The sequence below is a fragment of the Streptomyces sp. NPDC031121 genome (assembly GCF_055570615.1).
The window spans coordinates 113,630-130,235 of sequence record NZ_JBVIGV010000006.1; the positions used below are offsets into that span (position 1 = coordinate 113,630).

Below are 16,606 nucleotides of genomic sequence, written 5' to 3' on the forward strand. Positions count from 1 at the left end.
AGAAGGGCCCCCCCACCCCTGCCGTGAAAAAGAGGGCAGGGGAACCCCCTACCCCCAAAACCCCAACAAACCCCCCCCCCCCCCCCCCCCCCCCCCCCCCCCCCCCCGCACCGGTTTCGCATGCGCCGGCGGGATCCGGAGAGCCGGAAGGGGCCCGCGGCGCGGTCGCGCTGCGGGCCCCTTCAGGCGTGCCGGGCGGCTGCCGGGGGCTACTCGCCCCGGCGCAGGCTCGGCTTCAGGTCCTTGAAGCGGGCGAGGAGCCCGTTGACGAAGGACGGCGAGTCGTCCGTCGAGAACTCCTTGGCCAGCTGGACGGCCTCGTCGATGGCCACGGCGTCCGGGGTGTCGTCCACCCAGATCAGCTCGTACGCCCCGAGCCGCACGATGTTCCGGTCGACGACCGGCATGCGGTCGAGTTCCCAGTCCACGGCGTAGGTGACGATCAGGTCGTCGATGCGCTTCACCTTGTCGGCGTAGCCCTCGACGAGGTCCATCGTGAAGGCGCTGACCGGAGGCTGCCGGTCGTCCGACCGCGCGTGGCGGACCCAGTCCGCGAGGACCTCGCGCACGGGGACCCCGCGCTGGTCGGCCTCGAACAGGATCTGGAAGGCGCGCTTGCGCGCGTTGCTGCGGGCAGCCACGGTTAGCCGTTCACCCGGCCGAGGTAGTCGCTGGTGCGGGTGTCGACCTTGACCTTCTCGCCCGTGGTGACGAACAGCGGGACCTGGATCTCGTGGCCGGTCTCCAGGCGGGCAGGCTTGGTGCCGCCGGTGGAGCGGTCGCCCTGGACGCCCGGGTCCGTGTGCTCGATGACCAGCTCGACGGCGGCCGGCAGCTCGACGTAGAGCACCTCGCCCTCGTGCTGGGCGACGGAGGCGGTGAAGCCCTCGATGAGGAAGTTGGCGGCGTCGCCGACGGCCTTGCGGTCGACGTGCAGCTGGTCGTACGTCTGCATGTCCATGAAGACGAAGTAGTCGCCGTCCATGTACGAGAACTGCATGTCGCGGCGGTCGATGGTGGCCGTCTCGACCTTCACGCCCGCGTTGAAGGTCTTGTCGACGACCTTGCCGGACAGCACGTTCTTGAGCTTGGTGCGCACGAAGGCCGGGCCCTTGCCGGGCTTGACGTGCTGGAACTCGACGACGGACCAGAGCTGGTCACCGTCGAGCTTGAGCACCATGCCGTTCTTGAGGTCGTTCGTGGAAGCCACGGTTGCGGAATCTCCTGCACTGGAAGACCACGGGTGCGCACACGGCCCGCCGGACGGACCTACAGTGCGAGCAGCTCCTTGGTCGTAATGGTGAGTAGCTCGGGACCGCCGTCCGCCTCGGGGCGTACGACGAGCGTGTCATCGATCCGGACTCCGCCCCGGCCCGGGAGGTGGACCCCCGGTTCGACGGTGACCGGCACGCAAGCGTCCAGTTTACCCATTGCCGTAGGTGCAAGCTGCGGGTCCTCGTCGATTTCGAGGCCGACACCGTGTCCGGTCGACGGGGCGACGGCTTCCGAGTGGCCCGCCGAGTCCAGTACGGAGCGTGCCGCGCGGTCCACGTCCCGGTACGCGGCCCCCGGCAGGAGCGCCTCGCGGCCGGCCCTCTGGGCGGCGAAGACGAGGTCGTACAGCCGGATCTGCCAGTCGGCGGGGCTGGTGCCGATGACGAAGGTCCGGCCGATCTCGCACCGGTAGCCCCGGTAGTTGGCGCCCAGGCAGACGGTCAGGAAGTCGCCCTCCTCCACCCTCCGGTCGGAGGGCCGGTGCCGGGCGCGGCCCGAGTGCGGGCCGGTGCCGACGGAGGTGGGGAAGGCCGGGCCGTCCGCCCCGTGGTCGACGAGGCGGCGCTCCAGCTCCAGGGCGAGGTGGCGCTCGGTGCGCCCGACGAGGATCGACTCCAGCAGTTCGCCGAGGGCCTGGTCGGCGATCTCGGCGGCGATCCGCAGGCAGGCGATCTCCTCCTCGTCCTTGACCAGGCGCTGCTGCTCGACGGCGGTGCCGAGGTCGGTCAGCCGCAGCCGCGGCGCGACGGAGTGCAGGGCCCGGTGGCGGGCCACGGTGAGGTGGTGCTCCTCGACGGCGAGGCAGTCGGCACGGGCGGAGCCGGCCAGGTCGGCGGCGGCGACGGCCGCGTCCGCGCCGGGCCCGGCCAGGACGGAGAGCCGAAGCCGCTCGTCGAGGCGGCCCTCGTCGAGCTCGCCGCTGGGCGGGCCCACCGTGAACAGGCTGTCCTCGCCGTCCGGTCCGAGGAGCAGGACGGCTCCGCGCGGGGCTCCCCCGGCCAGGTAGCGGACGTTCGCCGGACGCGTGATCAGTGCGGCGTCGTTCCCGGCGGCGGCACAGCGGTCGCGAAGCAGGCCCCGGCGGGCCGCGTACACGTCTGACATGTCTTCGAGCCTACGAGCGCCCGGCGCATCCGGCCCGGCGAGCGCCCCCGTCCGGTGCGGGCCCGGGCCGGGAGGGCTTCAGGAGGCGGTGGAGAGTGAGCGGGCCAGGGCCTCGTCCAGGGCGCGGGCGGTGGCTTCGACGTCGAGGTCGGAGTTGTCGATGATCGGCAGCCCGGAACCGTACCAGCCGGCCATCCGGCCGTGGATGCGGGCGACCTCCTCGTCGGAGAGCCTGCGGTTGCCGGAGCGCTGGGCGTTGCGCTCCAGGACGATCTCCAGGCCCGGCAGCAGCACCACGGGCAGCAGGTGGGGGCCGACGTGGCGCTTCCAGCCGCCGAGGCCGACGACGGGCCGGTCGGGGAAGACGGCGTCGTCGAGGATGCACGAAATCCCGTTGGCGAGGAAGTTGCGGGCGGCGAAGCCGCAGGTGCGGCGGGCCAGCCGGTACTGGGCCTCGGAGTGGTCGTTCCAGCCGGCCTGGGGGTCGGCGAAGCCGGAGCAGACCCATTCGCGGACGTCGTCGAGGCTGATGTGCGCGGTGGGCACGGGGCGGCTGCCCGCCCAGTGCCGGGCCACGGTGGTCTTGCCGGCTCCGGCCGGGCCGATGAGGAGCACGGCGATCGTCGCCGTGCCGGTGCCGGTGCCGCTCCCCGTGCCGCCGGCGGCCGCCGGTGCGGCGGCGGCGGGCGGCAGCGGGATGTGCCCGGTGGCGTCGGGCCCGGCGGGCGGGCCGGGCTGCGGACCCGGCGGCATGTGCGGGGGCGGCGGGGAGCCCGGCCAGCCCTGGGCGGGCGCTATCGGCGGCTGCGGCGGCACCGCCGGCCGGTGTCCCTGCGGACCCCAGCCGCCGCTGCCGCCCCCGACTCCCTGGTGCATTCCGCTGCCACTCCGTCTCGTTCCACCGACTGATGCGAGAACGTTATATGACTGCTGGCGCGGCGCCGCCCACCGGCGCCCTCCTCAGCGGGCGACTTCGTCCGCGAGGGCGCGCAGGGCGAGCCGGTAGGAGCCGATGCCGAAGCCCGCCACGGTCCCGGTGGCGACCGCGGCGATCACCGAGGTGTGCCGGAACTCCTCGCGGGCGTACGGGTTCGAGATGTGCACCTCGATCAGCGGGGCGGTGCGCTGCGCGGCCGCGTCCCGCATGCCGTACGAGTAGTGCGTGAACGCGCCGGGGTTGATGACCACGGGGATCTTCCCGTCGGCGGCCTCGTGGAGCCAGCGGATCAGCTCCCCCTCGTCGTTCGTTTCGCGGACCTCGACGTCGAAGCCGAGCTCCCCGCCGAGCTCCCGGCAGGTCTCGACGAGCCCGGCGTACGAGGTGGCCCCGTACACGTCGGGCTCGCGGGAGCCGAGCCGGCCGAGGTTGGGGCCGTTGAGCACCAGCACTCGGCGGCTCATGCCGACACCTCGCCGTAGGCGGCGATCAGGTGGGCCGGGTCGGGGCCCTCCAGGACGGTCGGCTTGGCCAGCCCGTCGAGGACGATGAACCGCAGCAGGCTGCCGCGGGACTTCTTGTCGACCTGCATGGTCTGGAGCAGCTTGGGCCACTGGTCGCCGCGGTAGGTGAGCGGCAGGCCGACGGAGGCGAGGATCTCCTTGTGCCGGTCGGCGGTGGCGTCGTCGAGGCGGCCCGCGAGCCGGCCGAGCTCGGCGGCGAACACCATGCCGACGGAGACGGCGGCGCCGTGCCGCCACTTGTAGCGCTCGTTCTTCTCGATGGCGTGGGCCAGGGTGTGGCCGTAGTTGAGGATCTCCCGCAGGCCCGACTCCTTGAGGTCGCTGGAGACGACGTCCGCCTTCACCTGGATGGAGCGGACGATGAGCTCCGCGGTGTGCGGGCCGTCCGGGGTGCGGGCGGCGGCCGGGTCGGCCTCGATCAGGTCGAGGATCGCCGGGTCGGCGATGAAACCGGCCTTGATGATCTCGGCGAGGCCGCTGACGTAGTCGTGGACCGGCAGCGAGTCGAGGGCGGCCAGGTCGCACAGGACGCCGGCGGGCGGGTGGAAGGCGCCGACGAGGTTCTTGCCCTCGGCCGTGTTGATGCCGGTCTTGCCGCCGACGGCCGCGTCGACCATCGCGAGGACGGTCGTCGGCACGGCGATCCAGCGCACCCCGCGCAGCCAGGTGGCCGCGACGAAGCCCGCCAGGTCGGTGGTGGCGCCGCCGCCGACGCCGACGATGGCGTCGGTGCGGGTGAAGCCGGACTGGCCGAGCGCCTTCCAGCAGTAGGCGGCCACCTCGGCGGTCTTCGCCTCCTCGGCGTTCGGCACCTGGATGGCGACGGCCTCGTAGCCCTGCTCGGCCAGGTCGTCGCGCAGCGCCTCGCCGGTGGAGGCGAGCGCCTCGGGGTGGATCACGGCGACCCGCTGGGCCTTCGTGCCGATCAGCCCGCCCAGCTCGCCGAGCAGCTGCCGGCCGACCAGCACGTCGTACGGGTCGTGGCCGGCGCTGCCGCCGACGTGGATCCGCGTCACCTGGTCTGTCATACGTCCTTCAACTCCAGTGCGTCGAGGACCGCCTGGGCGACCTCTTCGGGGGTGCGCGCGTCGGTGGCGACCTCGACACGCGCGACTTCGGTGTACAGGGGGCGGCGCGCCTCCATCAGCTCGCGCCACTGCCGGCGCGGGTTGACGGCGAGCAGCGGGCGGGCGGCGCCGAGGCCGACGCGCCGGACGGCCTCCTCGACGTCCATCGACAGGTAGGCGACGGGCAGCCCGGCCAGCAGGGTGCGCGTGCCCGCGTCGAGGACGGCGCCGCCGCCGAGGGCGAGGACTCCGGTGTGCTCGGCGACGGCCGCGGCGACCGCCTGCCGTTCCAGCTCGCGGAAGTGCGGCTCGCCCTCGTCGACGAAGATGTCCGCGATCGCCCGGCCCTCGGCGGCGACGATGTCGGCGTCGGTGTCCCGGTAGGGGACGCCGAGCCGGTCGGCGAGGAGCTGTCCGACGGTGGACTTGCCGGAGCCCATGGGGCCGACGAGGACGACCAGGGGTCCGCCGGTCACCGGATGTGCAGGTTGTCGAGGTAGGACTGCACGTTGCGGCGGGTCTCGGCGACCGAGTCGCCGCCGAACTTCTCCACGACGGCGTCGGCGAGGACCAGGGCGACCATGGCCTCGGCGACAATGCCGGCCGCGGGGACGGCGCACACGTCGGAGCGCTGGTGGTGCGCGGCGGCCGCCTCGCCGGTGGCGACGTCGATGGTGGCCAGGGCCCGCGGGACGGTCGCGATCGGCTTCATCGCGGCGCGGACGCGGAGCAGCTCGCCGGTGGTGAGGCCGCCCTCGGTGCCGCCGGAGCGGCCGGAGGTGCGCTTGATGCCCTCGGGGGTGGCGACGATCTCGTCATGGGCCTTGGAGCCGGGGACGCGGGCCAGGTCGAAGCCGTCGCCGACCTCGACGCCCTTGATGGCCTGGATGCCCATCAGCGCGGCCGCGAGGCGGGCGTCGAGGCGGCGGTCCCAGTGGACGTGCGAGCCGAGGCCGACGGGGACGCCGTAGGCGAGGACCTCGACGACGCCGCCGAGGGTGTCGCCGTCCTTGTGGGCCTGGTCGATCTCGGCGACCATCGCCTTCGAGGCGTCCGCGTCGAGGCAGCGCACCGGGTCGGCGTCCAGCTTCTCGACGTCGGCCGGGGTGGGGTAGACGCCGTACGGGGCCTTGGCGGCGGCCAGTTCGACGACGTGGCTGACGATTTCGATGCCGGCGGCCTCCTTCAGGAAGGAGCGGGCGACGGCGCCGAGGGCGACGCGGGCGGCGGTCTCGCGGGCGCTGGCGCGCTCCAGGATCGGCCGGGCCTCGTCGAAGCCGTACTTCTGCATGCCGGCCAGGTCGGCGTGGCCCGGGCGGGGCCGGGTGAGCGGCGCGTTGCGGCCGGTCTCCTTCAGCTCCGAGGGGTCGACGGGGTCGGCCGACATGACCTTCTCCCACTTGGGCCACTCGGTGTTGCCGACCATGACGGCGACCGGGGAGCCCAGCGACAGGCCGTGGCGCACGCCGCCGAGGAAGGTGACCTCGTCCTGCTCGAACTTCATCCGCGCGCCGCGCCCGTACCCGAGCCGGCGCCGCGCCAGGTGGTCGGCGACCAGCTCCGTGGTCACCGGGACGCCGGCGGGAAGCCCCTCCAGCGTCGCCACCAGCGCCGGACCGTGCGATTCCCCGGCGGTCAGCCAACGCAACCTGCTCAACGATGCTCCTCATGCTCGCGCCTGGTACAGCGGCGGCGCGGCCGGGTGCGCGGCCCGGACCCGCCTTTACCCGATCCTCCCACGTCCGGGCCGGTGCACCGCCCCCCGGTCCAGCTGGCGGGACGGGCGGTCCACCCGGCCCACCCTGGCCGCAGTGCCCGGCCGGAGCAACACCGGGCGGCACAGTGCATCAGGTAGGGCGGGGTGCCGTCAGGGGCGGGCCCTCAGGGCGGCCTCGCCGGCGGCTCGCATGGCGGCGAGCGGGCCGGGGGTGCGGCCGGTCATCTGCTCCACCTGGAGGACGGCCTGGTGGACGAGGAGGTCGAGGCCGCCCAGGAGGCGTCCGCCGCGGGCCGACCAGGCGGCCGCGAGGGCGGTCGGCCAGGGGTCGTACAGGACGTCGAACAGGGTGCCGGGCGCGTCGGGGACGTCGGCGGCGAGCCGGTCGGTGGCGCCGGCGGGGGTGGTGGCGATCACCAGGGGTTCGGTGAGGGCGCGGGAGGCGTCCGCCCAGTCGGCCGTGCGGACGGCGACGCCGAGCCGCTCGCCCCAGCGGCTCATCTCCTCGGCGCGGGCGCGGGAGCGGACGTACGCGGTGACCTCGCCGGTGCATATCCGCCCGAGTGCGGCCAGCGCGGAGGAGGCGGTGGCGCCGGCGCCCAGGACGGCGGCGCTGTCGACCTTGTCGACGCCGCGCTCGTGGAGGGCGGCGATGATCCCGGGGATGTCGGTGTTGTCGCCGAGGCGGCGGCCGTCCGGGGTGAGGACGACGGTGTTGACGGCCTCGACGGAGGCCGCGGTGTCGCTGATCCCGTCGAGCAGCGGGATGACCGCGCGCTTGAGCGGCATGGTCAGCGACAGCCCGGCCCATTCGGGGCCGAGGCCGGCCATGAAGTCCGCGAGCGCGGCCTCGCCGAGGTCGAAGCGGTCGTACGACCAGTCGGCGAGGCCGAGCTCCCGGTAGGCGGCGCGGTGCAGCACCGGTGAGAGGGAGTGCTCGATGGGGGAACCCAGCACCGCGGCCCGTATGCGTGACATCTGCTACCTACCTACCCGCCCGACTTCTTCTTCTGACGTTCGTTGAACTCCGTCACCAGCTTGTCGTGTTCCGCGAACGTCTTGGTGAAGGTCGTGGTGTCGCCGTCGATGGACACGAAGAACATCCAGCCGCCCTTGTCCGGGTCGAGCGCGGCGTTGACGGCCTCGTCGCCCGGGTTGCTGATGGGGCCGGGCGGGAGTCCGGCGTAGCGGTAGGTGTTGTACGGGTCGTCGATCCTCCGCGTCTCCTCGCGGCTGACGTTGATGTTGCTGGTGCCCTTGATGTAGTTGATCGTCGAGTCGAACTCGATCTTCTGGTTCGTGGCGGTGTTCGACGGCTTCAGGCGGTTGTAGATGACCTCGGACATCTTGCGGAAGTCGTCGTGCTTGTTGCCTTCGACCTGCACCAGGCTCGCGACGATGACGAGCTCGTACGGGTTCGCCAGGCCGAGCTCCTTGGCCTTGCCCTCCAGGCCGAGGGCCGCGTACTTGTCGTTCGCGTTCCTGACCATCTGCTTGAGCAGGGACTCGGGCGTGGTCTCCTTCGACAGGTCGTAGCGCGTCGGGTACAGGAAGCCTTCGAGCGGGTCGCGGACCTTCTTGGTGCTCACGGCCCAGGCGGGCAGGCCGAGGTTCTTCGCCTGCTGCTGCGCGACCTGGGCGGTGGTGCCCTCGGGCTTGCCGAGCTTCTTGTCGATCATCTTGTAGACCTCGACCGCGCGCTTGCCCTCGGGGATGGTGAGGACGTTGAGCTTGGAGGGGTCGACGAGGACTGCGATGGCGGACGCGCTCGACATCTTCTTCTGCAGCGTGTACGTGCCCGGCTGGATGCCCATGCTCCGCTTGTCGGCGGTGGCGGCGTCGATGAAGGCCTGCGTGCTGGCGACGACGCCCGCCTGCTTGAGGATGGCTCCCATCTGGGCGACGGTCGCGCCGTTCGGGATCTCGACCTCGACGGTCTCGCCGCTGCCGGACCCGGCATAGTCCTCGGCGCTGCCGAAGCGGGCCTTGAGGTAGCTGTAGCCGTAGTACCCGCCGCCGCCGAGGACGCCGGCGATGACGATGGCCGCGACGAGGCAGGCGGTGCCGCTCCGCTTCGGCTTCCCCTTGCCCTTCCCCTTGGAGCGGCCGGCGCGGCGTCCGCCGCCGGAGGCGGGGTCGCGTTCCTCGTCGTCGCCGTCGCGGCCGCTGTCGGCCAGGGCCGAGTCGGCCTCGTCCGGCTCGTCGGCCTCCGGTTCCCCATCCGGTTCCGGATCGCGGCGGCCGGGGGGCTTCGGGGGCGGGTAGGCCTCCGGGGTGCCGTAGAGGTCCGGGGCCTCCCCCGGGTAGCCGCCGACCGGCTGCTGGGCGTACGGGTCCGCGCCCGCGTAGGGATCGGGCGCCGGGTACGGGTCGGCCGCCGGGTAGGCGTCGCCCCCGGGGTATCCCTCGGCCGCCCCCGGGTACTGCCCGGTGTCCGGGTAGCCCTGTGCGGCCTGCGGGGCCCCGGTGTAGCCGCCGTGGGCCGTGTCCCAGGGCTGCCCGCCGCCGTCGTAGGCGGGCTGCTGCACCGGCATCTGCTGGTGGGCCTGCTGCGGGTAGCCCTGCATCTGCCCCGGGTACTGCTCCTGCTGGACGTACTGCTGGTGCTGCGGCTCCTGTGGGTACTGCTGCTGCGGGCCCCCGCCGAACGGCATCCGGCCCTGCTGGGCCTCGTGCCCGCTCCACCCGGAGTCCCCGTACAGGGGATCCTCCGGGTGCCACGGTTCGGGGCCGGAGCCCCGGCCATATTCAGTCATGGATCCCCTAGAGCCGCGAGACGGAGTGCCCGGCAACGGCCGCCAGGCACCCGGTTCCGCCTCTGAAGTGGTGGGCGACGGCTGTTCGAATGCCGCCGCGTCTCGCGGAACGTTACCGTACCGCGATCAGACAACCACTTCGACGCACTCGCCAGGCGGATTACCCGATACCCGTTCGGTCTCAAGAGCGTTCTGAAGGATCACCACGGCGGCTGCCTGGTCGATCACCGACCTCCCCTTCTTGGCGTTCCGCCCGGAGGCCCGCAGCCCCTGGGCGGCGGTGACCGTGGTCATCCGCTCGTCCACGAGGCGGACGGGAACGGGCTTGACGCCCTTGGCCAGTTCGGCGGCGAAGGCGCGCACCTTGGCCGCGGCCGGCCCCTCCCGCCCGCTGAGCGAGCGGGGCAGGCCGACCACGACCTCCAGGGGTTCGTACTCCTCCACGAGCTGCCGCAGCCGCCGGTGGGCGAAGGGGATGTCCCGGCCGGGCACGGTTTCCACCGGTGTGGCCAGCACCCCGTCGGGGTCGCAGGTCGCGACCCCGATCCGGGCGTCCCCGACGTCGACGGCGAGACGGCGTCCGCGGCGCAGCGCCATCGTCAGACCGTCTCGACGACGAGGCGCTCGACCGCGGCGATGGCCTCCGGCACGGCGTCCGAGTTCTGGCCGCCGCCCTGGGCGACGTCGGGCTTGCCGCCACCGCCGCCGCCGAGGGTCTTGGCGGCCGTGCGGACCAGGTCGCCTGCCTTGAGGCCGCGCTCGCGGGCGGCCTCGTTGGTGGCGACCACGGTCAGCGGGCGGCCGCCCGCGACGGTGAAGAGCGCCACGACGGCCGGGCGGTCGCCCTGGATGCGGCCGCGGACGTCGAGGACCAGCTTGCGCAGGTCGTCGGCGCCGGTGCCGTCCTGGACCTGCCCCACCACGAGCGCGACGCCTCGGATGTCCTGGGCGTTCTCCGCGAGGCCGGCGGCGGCCTGGAGGACCTTCTCCGCGCGGAACTTCTCGATCTCCTTCTCGGCGTCCTTCAGCTTGCCGAGCATGGAGGCGATCTTCTCCGGCAGCTCCTCCGGGCGGCCCTTGACCAGCTCCTGGAGCTGGGCGACGACCGTGTGCTCCTTGGCGAGGAAGTTGTAGGCGTCCACGCCCACGAGCGCTTCGACGCGGCGCACGCCGGAGCCGATGGAGGACTCCCCGAGCAGCTTCACCAGGCCCAGCTGGGCGGTGTTGCCGACGTGCGTGCCGCCGCACAGCTCCTTGGAGAAGTCGCCGATGGTCACGACGCGGACCCGCTCGCCGTACTTCTCGCCGAACTCGGCGATGGCGCCCTGCTTCTTCGCCTCGTCGATGCTCATGATCTCGGCCGTGACGTCCAGCTCGCGCGAGAGCACGTCGTTGATCTTCTGCTCGACGTCGGTGAGGACCGAGCCGGGGACGGCGTTCGGGGAGCCGAAGTCGAAGCGGAAGCGGCCCGGGCTGTTCTCCGAGCCGGCCTGGGCGGCCGTCGGGCCCAGGGCGTCGCGCAGCGCCTGGTGAGTCAGGTGGGTCGCCGAGTGGGCGCGGGCGATGGCCCGGCGGCGCCGGACGTCGATCGCCGCGTACGCGGAGGCGCCGACCGTCACCTCGCCGACCTGGACGGAGCCCTTGTGCACGGAGACGCCGGGAACCGGCTGCTGGACGTCGCGGACCTCGATGACGGCGCCCGAGTCGAGCTTGATCCGGCCCTGGTCGGCGAGCTGGCCGCCGCCCTCGGCGTAGAACGGGGTGCGGTCGAGGACGACCTCGACCTCGTCGCCCTCGGAGGCCGCCGGGGAGGACACGCCGTTGACGAGCAGGCCCACGATGGTGGCCTCGCCCTGGTTGGTGGCGTAGCCGGTGAACTCCGTCCCGCCCGCCGCGTCGGCGACCTCGCGGTAGGCGGCGACGTCCGCGTGGCCGGTCTTCTTGGCCTTCGCGTCCGCCTTGGCCTTGTCCTTCTGCTCCTGCATCAGGCGGCGGAAGCCCGGCTCGTCGACGCTCAGGCCCTGCTCGGCGGCGATCTCCAGGGTCAGGTCGATCGGGAAGCCCCAGGTGTCGTGCAGCAGGAACGCCTTGTCGCCGGCCAGGACCGTGCCGCCGCCGGCCTTGGTCTCGGTGATGGCGCCCTCGAGGACGTTGGTGCCCGCGTTGAGGGTCTTCAGGAAGCGGGCCTCCTCGGCGAGCGCGACGGTCTCGATGCGCTGCCGGTCGGTGATCAGCTCCGGGTACTGCCGGCCCATCGTGTCGATGACGGTGTCCAGCAGTTCCTTGACGACCGGGCCCGTCGCGCCCATCAGGCGCATGTTGCGGATGGCGCGGCGCATGATGCGGCGCAGCACGTAGCCGCGGCCCTCGTTGCCGGGGGTGACGCCGTCGCCGATGAGCATGACGGAGGTGCGCATGTGGTCGGCGACCACGCGCATCGAGACGTCGGTCTCCTGGGAGGCGCCGTAGCGGACCCCGGTCAGCTCCGTGGCCTTGTCCATGACGACGCGCAGGGTGTCGGTCTCGTACATGTTCCGCACGCCCTGGAGGATCATCGCCAGGCGTTCGAGGCCGAGACCGGTGTCGATGTTCTTCGACGGGAGGTCGCCGAGGATCGGGAAGTCCTCCTTGCCGTCGCCGGCGCCCCGCTCGTACTGCATGAAGACCAGGTTCCAGATCTCCACGTACCGCTCGTCGTTGACGGCGGGGCCGCCCTCGGCGCCGAACTCGGGGCCGCGGTCGTAGTTGATCTCGGAGCAGGGGCCGCAGGGGCCGGGAACGCCCATGGACCAGAAGTTGTCCTTCTTGCCCAGGCGCTGGATGCGCTCGGCGGGGACGCCGATCACGTCGCGCCAGATCTGCTCGGCCTCGTCGTCGTCCTGGTAGACGGTGATCCAGAGCTTCTCCGGCTCCAGCCCGTAGCCGCCGTCCGCCACCGGGGTGGTCAGCAGCTCCCAGGCGAGCTTGATGGCGCCTTCCTTGAAGTAGTCGCCGAAGGAGAAGTTGCCGCACATCTGGAAGAACGTGCCGTGGCGGGTCGTCTTGCCGACCTCTTCGATGTCCGGGGTGCGGACGCACTTCTGCACGCTGGTGGCCCGCGGGGCCGGGGGCTTGGTCTCACCGAGGAAGTACGGCTTGAACGGGACCATGCCCGCGTTGACCAGCAGCAGAGTCGGGTCGTCCGCGATGAGCGACGCCGAAGGGACAACGGCATGACCGCGCTCCTCGAAGAAGCTCAGCCAGCGGCGGCGGATTTCAGCCGACTCCATCAGTGGTCCTCATTCCGGTTGATGTGGGAGAAGTTCGGTCGGTGGGTGGTGCGTTGAGGGTTGTCGATGGCCTTCAGCCGCCGCGGCCCGGGGAGGGCGGTGACGTTGTCGGGCCGGTCGGGATCCTGGTGCAACCCCAGTGCGTCGTTCAGCTCGTCCTCGCGCTGCGACATTCCCGCTTTGACGTCGAGGGCGAAGTTCTTGAGCCGGTGGCCGGCCTCGACGGCCTTGTCGGCGGCCTGTGCGGCGAGGCTCTCCGGCGTCAGCTGCTTCAGCCGGCGGTTGACCTTGGTGGTGGCCCACACGCCGGCGGCTGCGCCTGCGGTGAACCAGAAGGCTCGGCGGAACATCGGCTCTCTCAGCCCTTCTGCTTACGGCGCCGCGCGGCCGGCACCGTGCGGCCAACGATCACGGTACGCCGTTCGGCGGTGCGCGGCGCCCCGTCCCCGGTCCTGCCCAGGGCCTTGCGGACCCCGTACCCGAAGGCGGCCACCTTCACGAGCGGGCCGCCGAAGGTGGAGGCCACGGTCGAGGACAGGGCGGAGGCGTTGGCCGTGACCTCCTGGACGTCGCTCGCGATGGCGTCGACCCTGTCGAGCTGGGTGCGCGCGGAGCGGACGGTGGTGGAGGCGTCGGCGAGCAGGGGGACGGCCTGCTCGGTCACCTCGGCCACCAGCTTGGTGGTCGCCCTGAGCACCTGCGCCAGTCTCGCCAGCGCCACGGCGAGGAAGGAGACGAGGATGGCCCAGAAGACGGCCACGAGGATTCCGGCCACCTCTCCACCGGACACGTTGCACCGCTCTCTGCATGTTGATCGCTACGTAGAAAAGTCGTCCTCCGACCCTATCGCGCCGGAGATCCGCCGCCGTACCGGAATACCGGGTGGGCGGGGCCGCGCCCGGGGGCGGAGGCAGGGGCCGTCAAGCAGGAAGCCCGCCGGCTCCCCCGAGGGGGAGCCGGCGGGCTGGCCGGCTGTGAGCCTTCCGTCCGCTGGATCAGCGGGCGTAGTACTCGACGACGAGCTGCTCGTCGCAGATGACCGGGATCTCCTTGCGGTTCGGGTCGCGGTCCAGGCGGAAGGCCAGGGCCTTCAGGTTGACCTGCAGGTAGCGCGGGGTCTCGCCCTCGCCTGCGTAGCCGCCCTCGCGGGCGATCTGGAACGGGACCTTCTCGCGGCTGCGCTCGCGCACCGTGATGACGTCGTCCGGGCGGACGCGGAACGACGGCTTGTCGACCTTGGCGCCGTTGACCTCGATGTGGCCGTGGACGACCATCTGGCGGGCCTGGTAGATGGTGCGGGCGATGCCCGAACGCAGGACCAGGGCGTCGAGGCGACGCTCGAGCTCGACGACCAGCGCCTCGCCCGTCTTGCCCTCGGCCTTCTTGGCGCGGTCGTAGGCGCGGGCCATCTGGCGCTCGGAGATGTCGTACTGGGCGCGCAGACGCTGCTTCTCGAGCAGACGGACCTTGTAGTCCGAGTTCTGCTTGCGGCCACGGCCGTGCTCGCCCGGCGGGTAGGGGCGGGCCTCGAAGTACTTGACGGCCTTCGGCGTCAGGGCGATGCCGAGAGCGCGCGACTTCTTGACCTTGGGTCGCTTCTGGTTCACGGGGAACCTACCTCCATGTAAGTTAGGTGAGGCTTACCTTATCGAGGAGGACGTAATGTCTCGACCGCATGGGATCCCCCTGCCCAGAGCGCATCGGAGTTCGGATTCCCATGAACCGGAATCCGCTTTCGACGACGATGAACAAGGTCAGCCGCGTCCCAGGGAAGGCGTTCGGCAGCTCACCGGAGCCGAACGCGTACGAACCCTCGTAGAGTCCAACGCCTCAGTATCCCTCACGCTGCCGGGTGCTCTTGACCAGGGAGAGTGGTGGACAGGGGTACCGGCCGCGCGGACCGCCACCCCGGACGGGGACGTGCTCCTCCTGGTACCAGGGGAGTCCGCGGCTGCCAGGGCAGCCGCTCACGCCCAGGACGACGACCTCACCGCCGTGATCGAGATCACGGATGTGGCGCCGGTGTCCGTGCCCCATCGTATCCGAGGCCGCGCCTGGCTCGCCGGGTGGCTGACGCGGGTCCCCCCGGCCGAGCGCGCCGCCTGCGCCGCCCTCCTCGCCGAGCGCCGCCCCGTCGGCGGGCTCCTCGGCCTGGACTCCCGCCCGGGATGGGTGCTGCTGCGCCTGGAGGTCGGCGAGGTCTCCGTCGACGACCTGTGGGGCGCCGAGCACGTCGACCCCGACGACCTGGCCGCCGCCGAGCCCGACCCGCTCCTGGACCACGAGACCGAACTCCTCCAGCACCTCGCCGCCGCCCACCGCGACCGGGTCGCCGACCTCGCCTCCCTGCTGGGCGACCGCCGGGACGACGCCATCACCGCGGTCCCCCTGGCCCTGGACCGCCTCGGCCTGCGCGTCCGCTTCAGCCGTCCCGGCGCCGCGGCGTCCTCCACCTTCGACGCCCGCTTCGACTTCCCCGCCCCGGTGCGCGACGTGTGCGGCCTGCGCCGGGCGATGCACCACCTCTTCGCCGCGGCCGGCCGCTAGGGATCCCGTGGCCGGTCAGGCGCCGCCCGCGCCGCGGAGCCGCTCGCGGACCTTCTCCACCACGTCCGCGTAGCGCGCCTCGGCGCCGTACCGCGTCGGCTCGTAGTACCGCTTGCCGTGCACCGCGTCCGGCGCGTACTGCTGCGCCGCGATCGCCCCCGGCACGTCGTGCGGGTACACGTACCCCACCGCGTGCCCCAGCTTCGCCGCGCCCTTGTAGTGCCCGTCCCGCAGGTGGGACGGCACCGCCCCGGCCAGGCCCGCCCGCACGTCCGCGAGGGCCGCGCCGATCGCCGTCGTCGCCGTGTTCGACTTCGGCGCGAGCGCCAGCGCGATCGTCGCGTGCGACAGGGTCAGCGCCGCCTCCGGGAAGCCGATCATCGCCACCGCCTGCGCCGCGGCCACGGCCAGCGGCAGCGCCTGCGGATCCGCCAGCCCGATGTCCTCGCTCGCCGAGATCATCAGGCGCCGCGCGATGAACCGCGGGTCCTCCCCCGCCTCGATCATCCGCGCCAGGTAGTGCAGGGCCGCGTCCACGTCGGAGCCGCGGATCGACTTGATCAGGGCGCTCGCCACGTCGTAGTGCTGGTCGCCGTCCCGGTCGTACTTCACCGCCGCCCGGTCGACGGTCTCCTCCACCGTCCCCAGCGTGATCTCGTCCTCGCCCTTGGCGAGGGCCGCGCCCGCGGCCGCCTCCAGCGCCGTCAGCGCCCGCCGGGCGTCCCCGCCCGCGATCCGCAGCAGGTGCGCCTCGGCGTCCTCCGGCAGGGACACCGCACCGCCGAGCCCCCGCTCCTCGGCGAGGGCGCGGTGCAGCAGCCCGCTCAGGTCCCCGTCGGACAGCGGCTCCAGCGTCAGCAGCAGGGAGCGCGACAGCAGCGGGGAGATCACCGAGAAGTACGGGTTCTCGGTCGTCGCCGCGATCAGGGTCACCCAGCGGTTCTCGACGGCCGGGAGCAGGGAGTCCTGCTGCGCCTTGCTGAAGCGGTGGATCTCGTCGAGGAAGAGGACGGTCTCCTTGCCGTAGCCGCCGGCGGCGCGCCGGGCGCCCTCGATGACGGCCCGGACCTCCTTGACCCCGGCGGTGATCGCGGACAGCTCCACGAAACGCTTCTGCGTCGCCTGGCTCACCACGTACGCCAGCGTCGTCTTGCCGGTGCCGGGCGGGCCCCACAGGATCACCGACGAGGACCCGGCCGGGCCGCCCGCACCCTCGCCGACCAGCCGCCGCAGCGGCGAGCCGGGCTTCAGCAGGTGCTGCTGCCCGACGACCTCGTCCAGGGTGCGCGGGCGCATCCGGACGGCGAGCGGGGAGCTCGCCGGGTCCTTCTCCGCGCGGTCTTCGGCTGCGGCGGTGAACAGGTCTGGTTCCACACGGGAAGCCTAAGCGCTCCCGCCGACAGGCCGGGC

17 protein-coding genes are annotated in these 16,606 nt (G+C 72.6%); 1 reads left to right on the plus strand and 16 read right to left on the minus strand.

Annotation, left to right across the window (positions count from 1 at the left end):
- Positions 1-209: 209 nt before the first annotated feature.
- The 15 genes from nusB to rpsD all read right to left on the minus strand — a co-directional run bounded on the left by nusB (position 210) and on the right by rpsD (position 14,256).
- Positions 210-641 carry a transcription antitermination factor NusB gene (gene nusB, locus ACZ462_RS12665; protein ID WP_467803818.1) on the minus strand — a complete coding sequence of 144 codons (432 nt, stop codon included), beginning with the start codon at positions 639-641 and terminating at the stop codon, positions 210-212.
- 2 nt (positions 642-643) lie between these two features.
- A complete protein-coding gene (efp, locus tag ACZ462_RS12670; protein WP_125540608.1) occupies positions 644-1,210 on the minus strand; it encodes an elongation factor P in 567 nt (188 codons plus the stop codon).
- A 59-nt stretch (positions 1,211-1,269) separates the two neighbouring features.
- On the minus strand, positions 1,270-2,379 hold the full coding sequence (locus ACZ462_RS12675; RefSeq protein WP_467803816.1) for an aminopeptidase P family protein: 1,110 nt from the start codon (positions 2,377-2,379) through the stop codon (positions 1,270-1,272).
- A 78-nt stretch (positions 2,380-2,457) separates the two neighbouring features.
- Complete coding sequence (locus ACZ462_RS12680) at positions 2,458-3,255, minus strand: AAA family ATPase (protein WP_467803814.1); 798 nt, start codon at positions 3,253-3,255, stop codon at positions 2,458-2,460.
- Between the two features lie 84 nt (positions 3,256-3,339).
- The gene (aroQ, locus tag ACZ462_RS12685) at positions 3,340-3,780 is read right to left on the minus strand and encodes a type II 3-dehydroquinate dehydratase (RefSeq protein WP_467803812.1); all 441 of its coding nucleotides are present in this window, start codon (positions 3,778-3,780) and stop codon (positions 3,340-3,342) included.
- A complete protein-coding gene (gene aroB / locus ACZ462_RS12690) occupies positions 3,777-4,868 on the minus strand; it encodes a 3-dehydroquinate synthase (RefSeq protein ID WP_467803811.1) in 1,092 nt (363 codons plus the stop codon). Before aroB ends, aroQ begins: the two co-directional genes overlap by 4 nt.
- On the minus strand, positions 4,865-5,383 hold the full coding sequence (locus tag ACZ462_RS12695; RefSeq protein ID WP_467803810.1) for a shikimate kinase: 519 nt from the start codon (positions 5,381-5,383) through the stop codon (positions 4,865-4,867). The genes aroB and ACZ462_RS12695 overlap by 4 nt, the downstream gene beginning before the upstream one ends.
- A complete protein-coding gene (gene aroC / locus ACZ462_RS12700) occupies positions 5,380-6,564 on the minus strand; it encodes a chorismate synthase (protein WP_114056754.1) in 1,185 nt (394 codons plus the stop codon). Before aroC ends, ACZ462_RS12695 begins: the two co-directional genes overlap by 4 nt.
- Before the next feature lie 210 nt (positions 6,565-6,774).
- The gene (locus ACZ462_RS12705) at positions 6,775-7,602 is read right to left on the minus strand and encodes a shikimate dehydrogenase (protein ID WP_467803808.1); all 828 of its coding nucleotides are present in this window, start codon (positions 7,600-7,602) and stop codon (positions 6,775-6,777) included.
- 11 nt (positions 7,603-7,613) lie between these two features.
- A complete protein-coding gene (mltG, locus tag ACZ462_RS12710; RefSeq protein WP_467803806.1) occupies positions 7,614-9,380 on the minus strand; it encodes an endolytic transglycosylase MltG in 1,767 nt (588 codons plus the stop codon).
- A gap of 126 nt (positions 9,381-9,506) precedes the next feature.
- A complete protein-coding gene (gene ruvX / locus ACZ462_RS12715; RefSeq protein ID WP_189811583.1) occupies positions 9,507-9,977 on the minus strand; it encodes a Holliday junction resolvase RuvX in 471 nt (156 codons plus the stop codon).
- Between the two features lie 2 nt (positions 9,978-9,979).
- On the minus strand, positions 9,980-12,649 hold the full coding sequence (gene alaS, locus ACZ462_RS12720) for an alanine--tRNA ligase (protein ID WP_467803805.1): 2,670 nt from the start codon (positions 12,647-12,649) through the stop codon (positions 9,980-9,982).
- Positions 12,649-12,999, minus strand: a complete 351-nt coding sequence (locus ACZ462_RS12725) for a DUF6167 family protein (RefSeq protein WP_467803804.1) — start codon at positions 12,997-12,999, stop codon at positions 12,649-12,651. Before ACZ462_RS12725 ends, alaS begins: the two co-directional genes overlap by 1 nt.
- 8 nt (positions 13,000-13,007) lie before the next feature.
- Positions 13,008-13,439, minus strand: a complete 432-nt coding sequence (locus ACZ462_RS12730) for a DUF948 domain-containing protein (RefSeq protein ID WP_467803802.1) — start codon at positions 13,437-13,439, stop codon at positions 13,008-13,010.
- Positions 13,440-13,644: 205 nt separating this feature from the next.
- Positions 13,645-14,256: a 30S ribosomal protein S4 gene (gene rpsD, locus ACZ462_RS12735; RefSeq protein WP_114056761.1), complete on the minus strand. Its 612-nt coding sequence runs from the start codon at positions 14,254-14,256 to the stop codon at positions 13,645-13,647.
- Positions 14,257-14,311: 55 nt separating this feature from the next.
- On the opposite strand from rpsD, the gene ACZ462_RS12740 reads away from it, so the two are divergent.
- Complete coding sequence (locus ACZ462_RS12740; RefSeq protein WP_467803801.1) at positions 14,312-15,196, plus strand: DUF2470 domain-containing protein; 885 nt, start codon at positions 14,312-14,314, stop codon at positions 15,194-15,196.
- A 15-nt stretch (positions 15,197-15,211) separates the two neighbouring features.
- Here ACZ462_RS12740 and ACZ462_RS12745 read toward each other — a convergent pair whose 3' ends face one another.
- Positions 15,212-16,570, minus strand: coding sequence for a replication-associated recombination protein A (locus ACZ462_RS12745; RefSeq protein WP_467803800.1), 1,359 nt, complete (start codon positions 16,568-16,570; stop codon positions 15,212-15,214).
- Between the last annotated feature and the right edge of the window lie 36 nt (positions 16,571-16,606).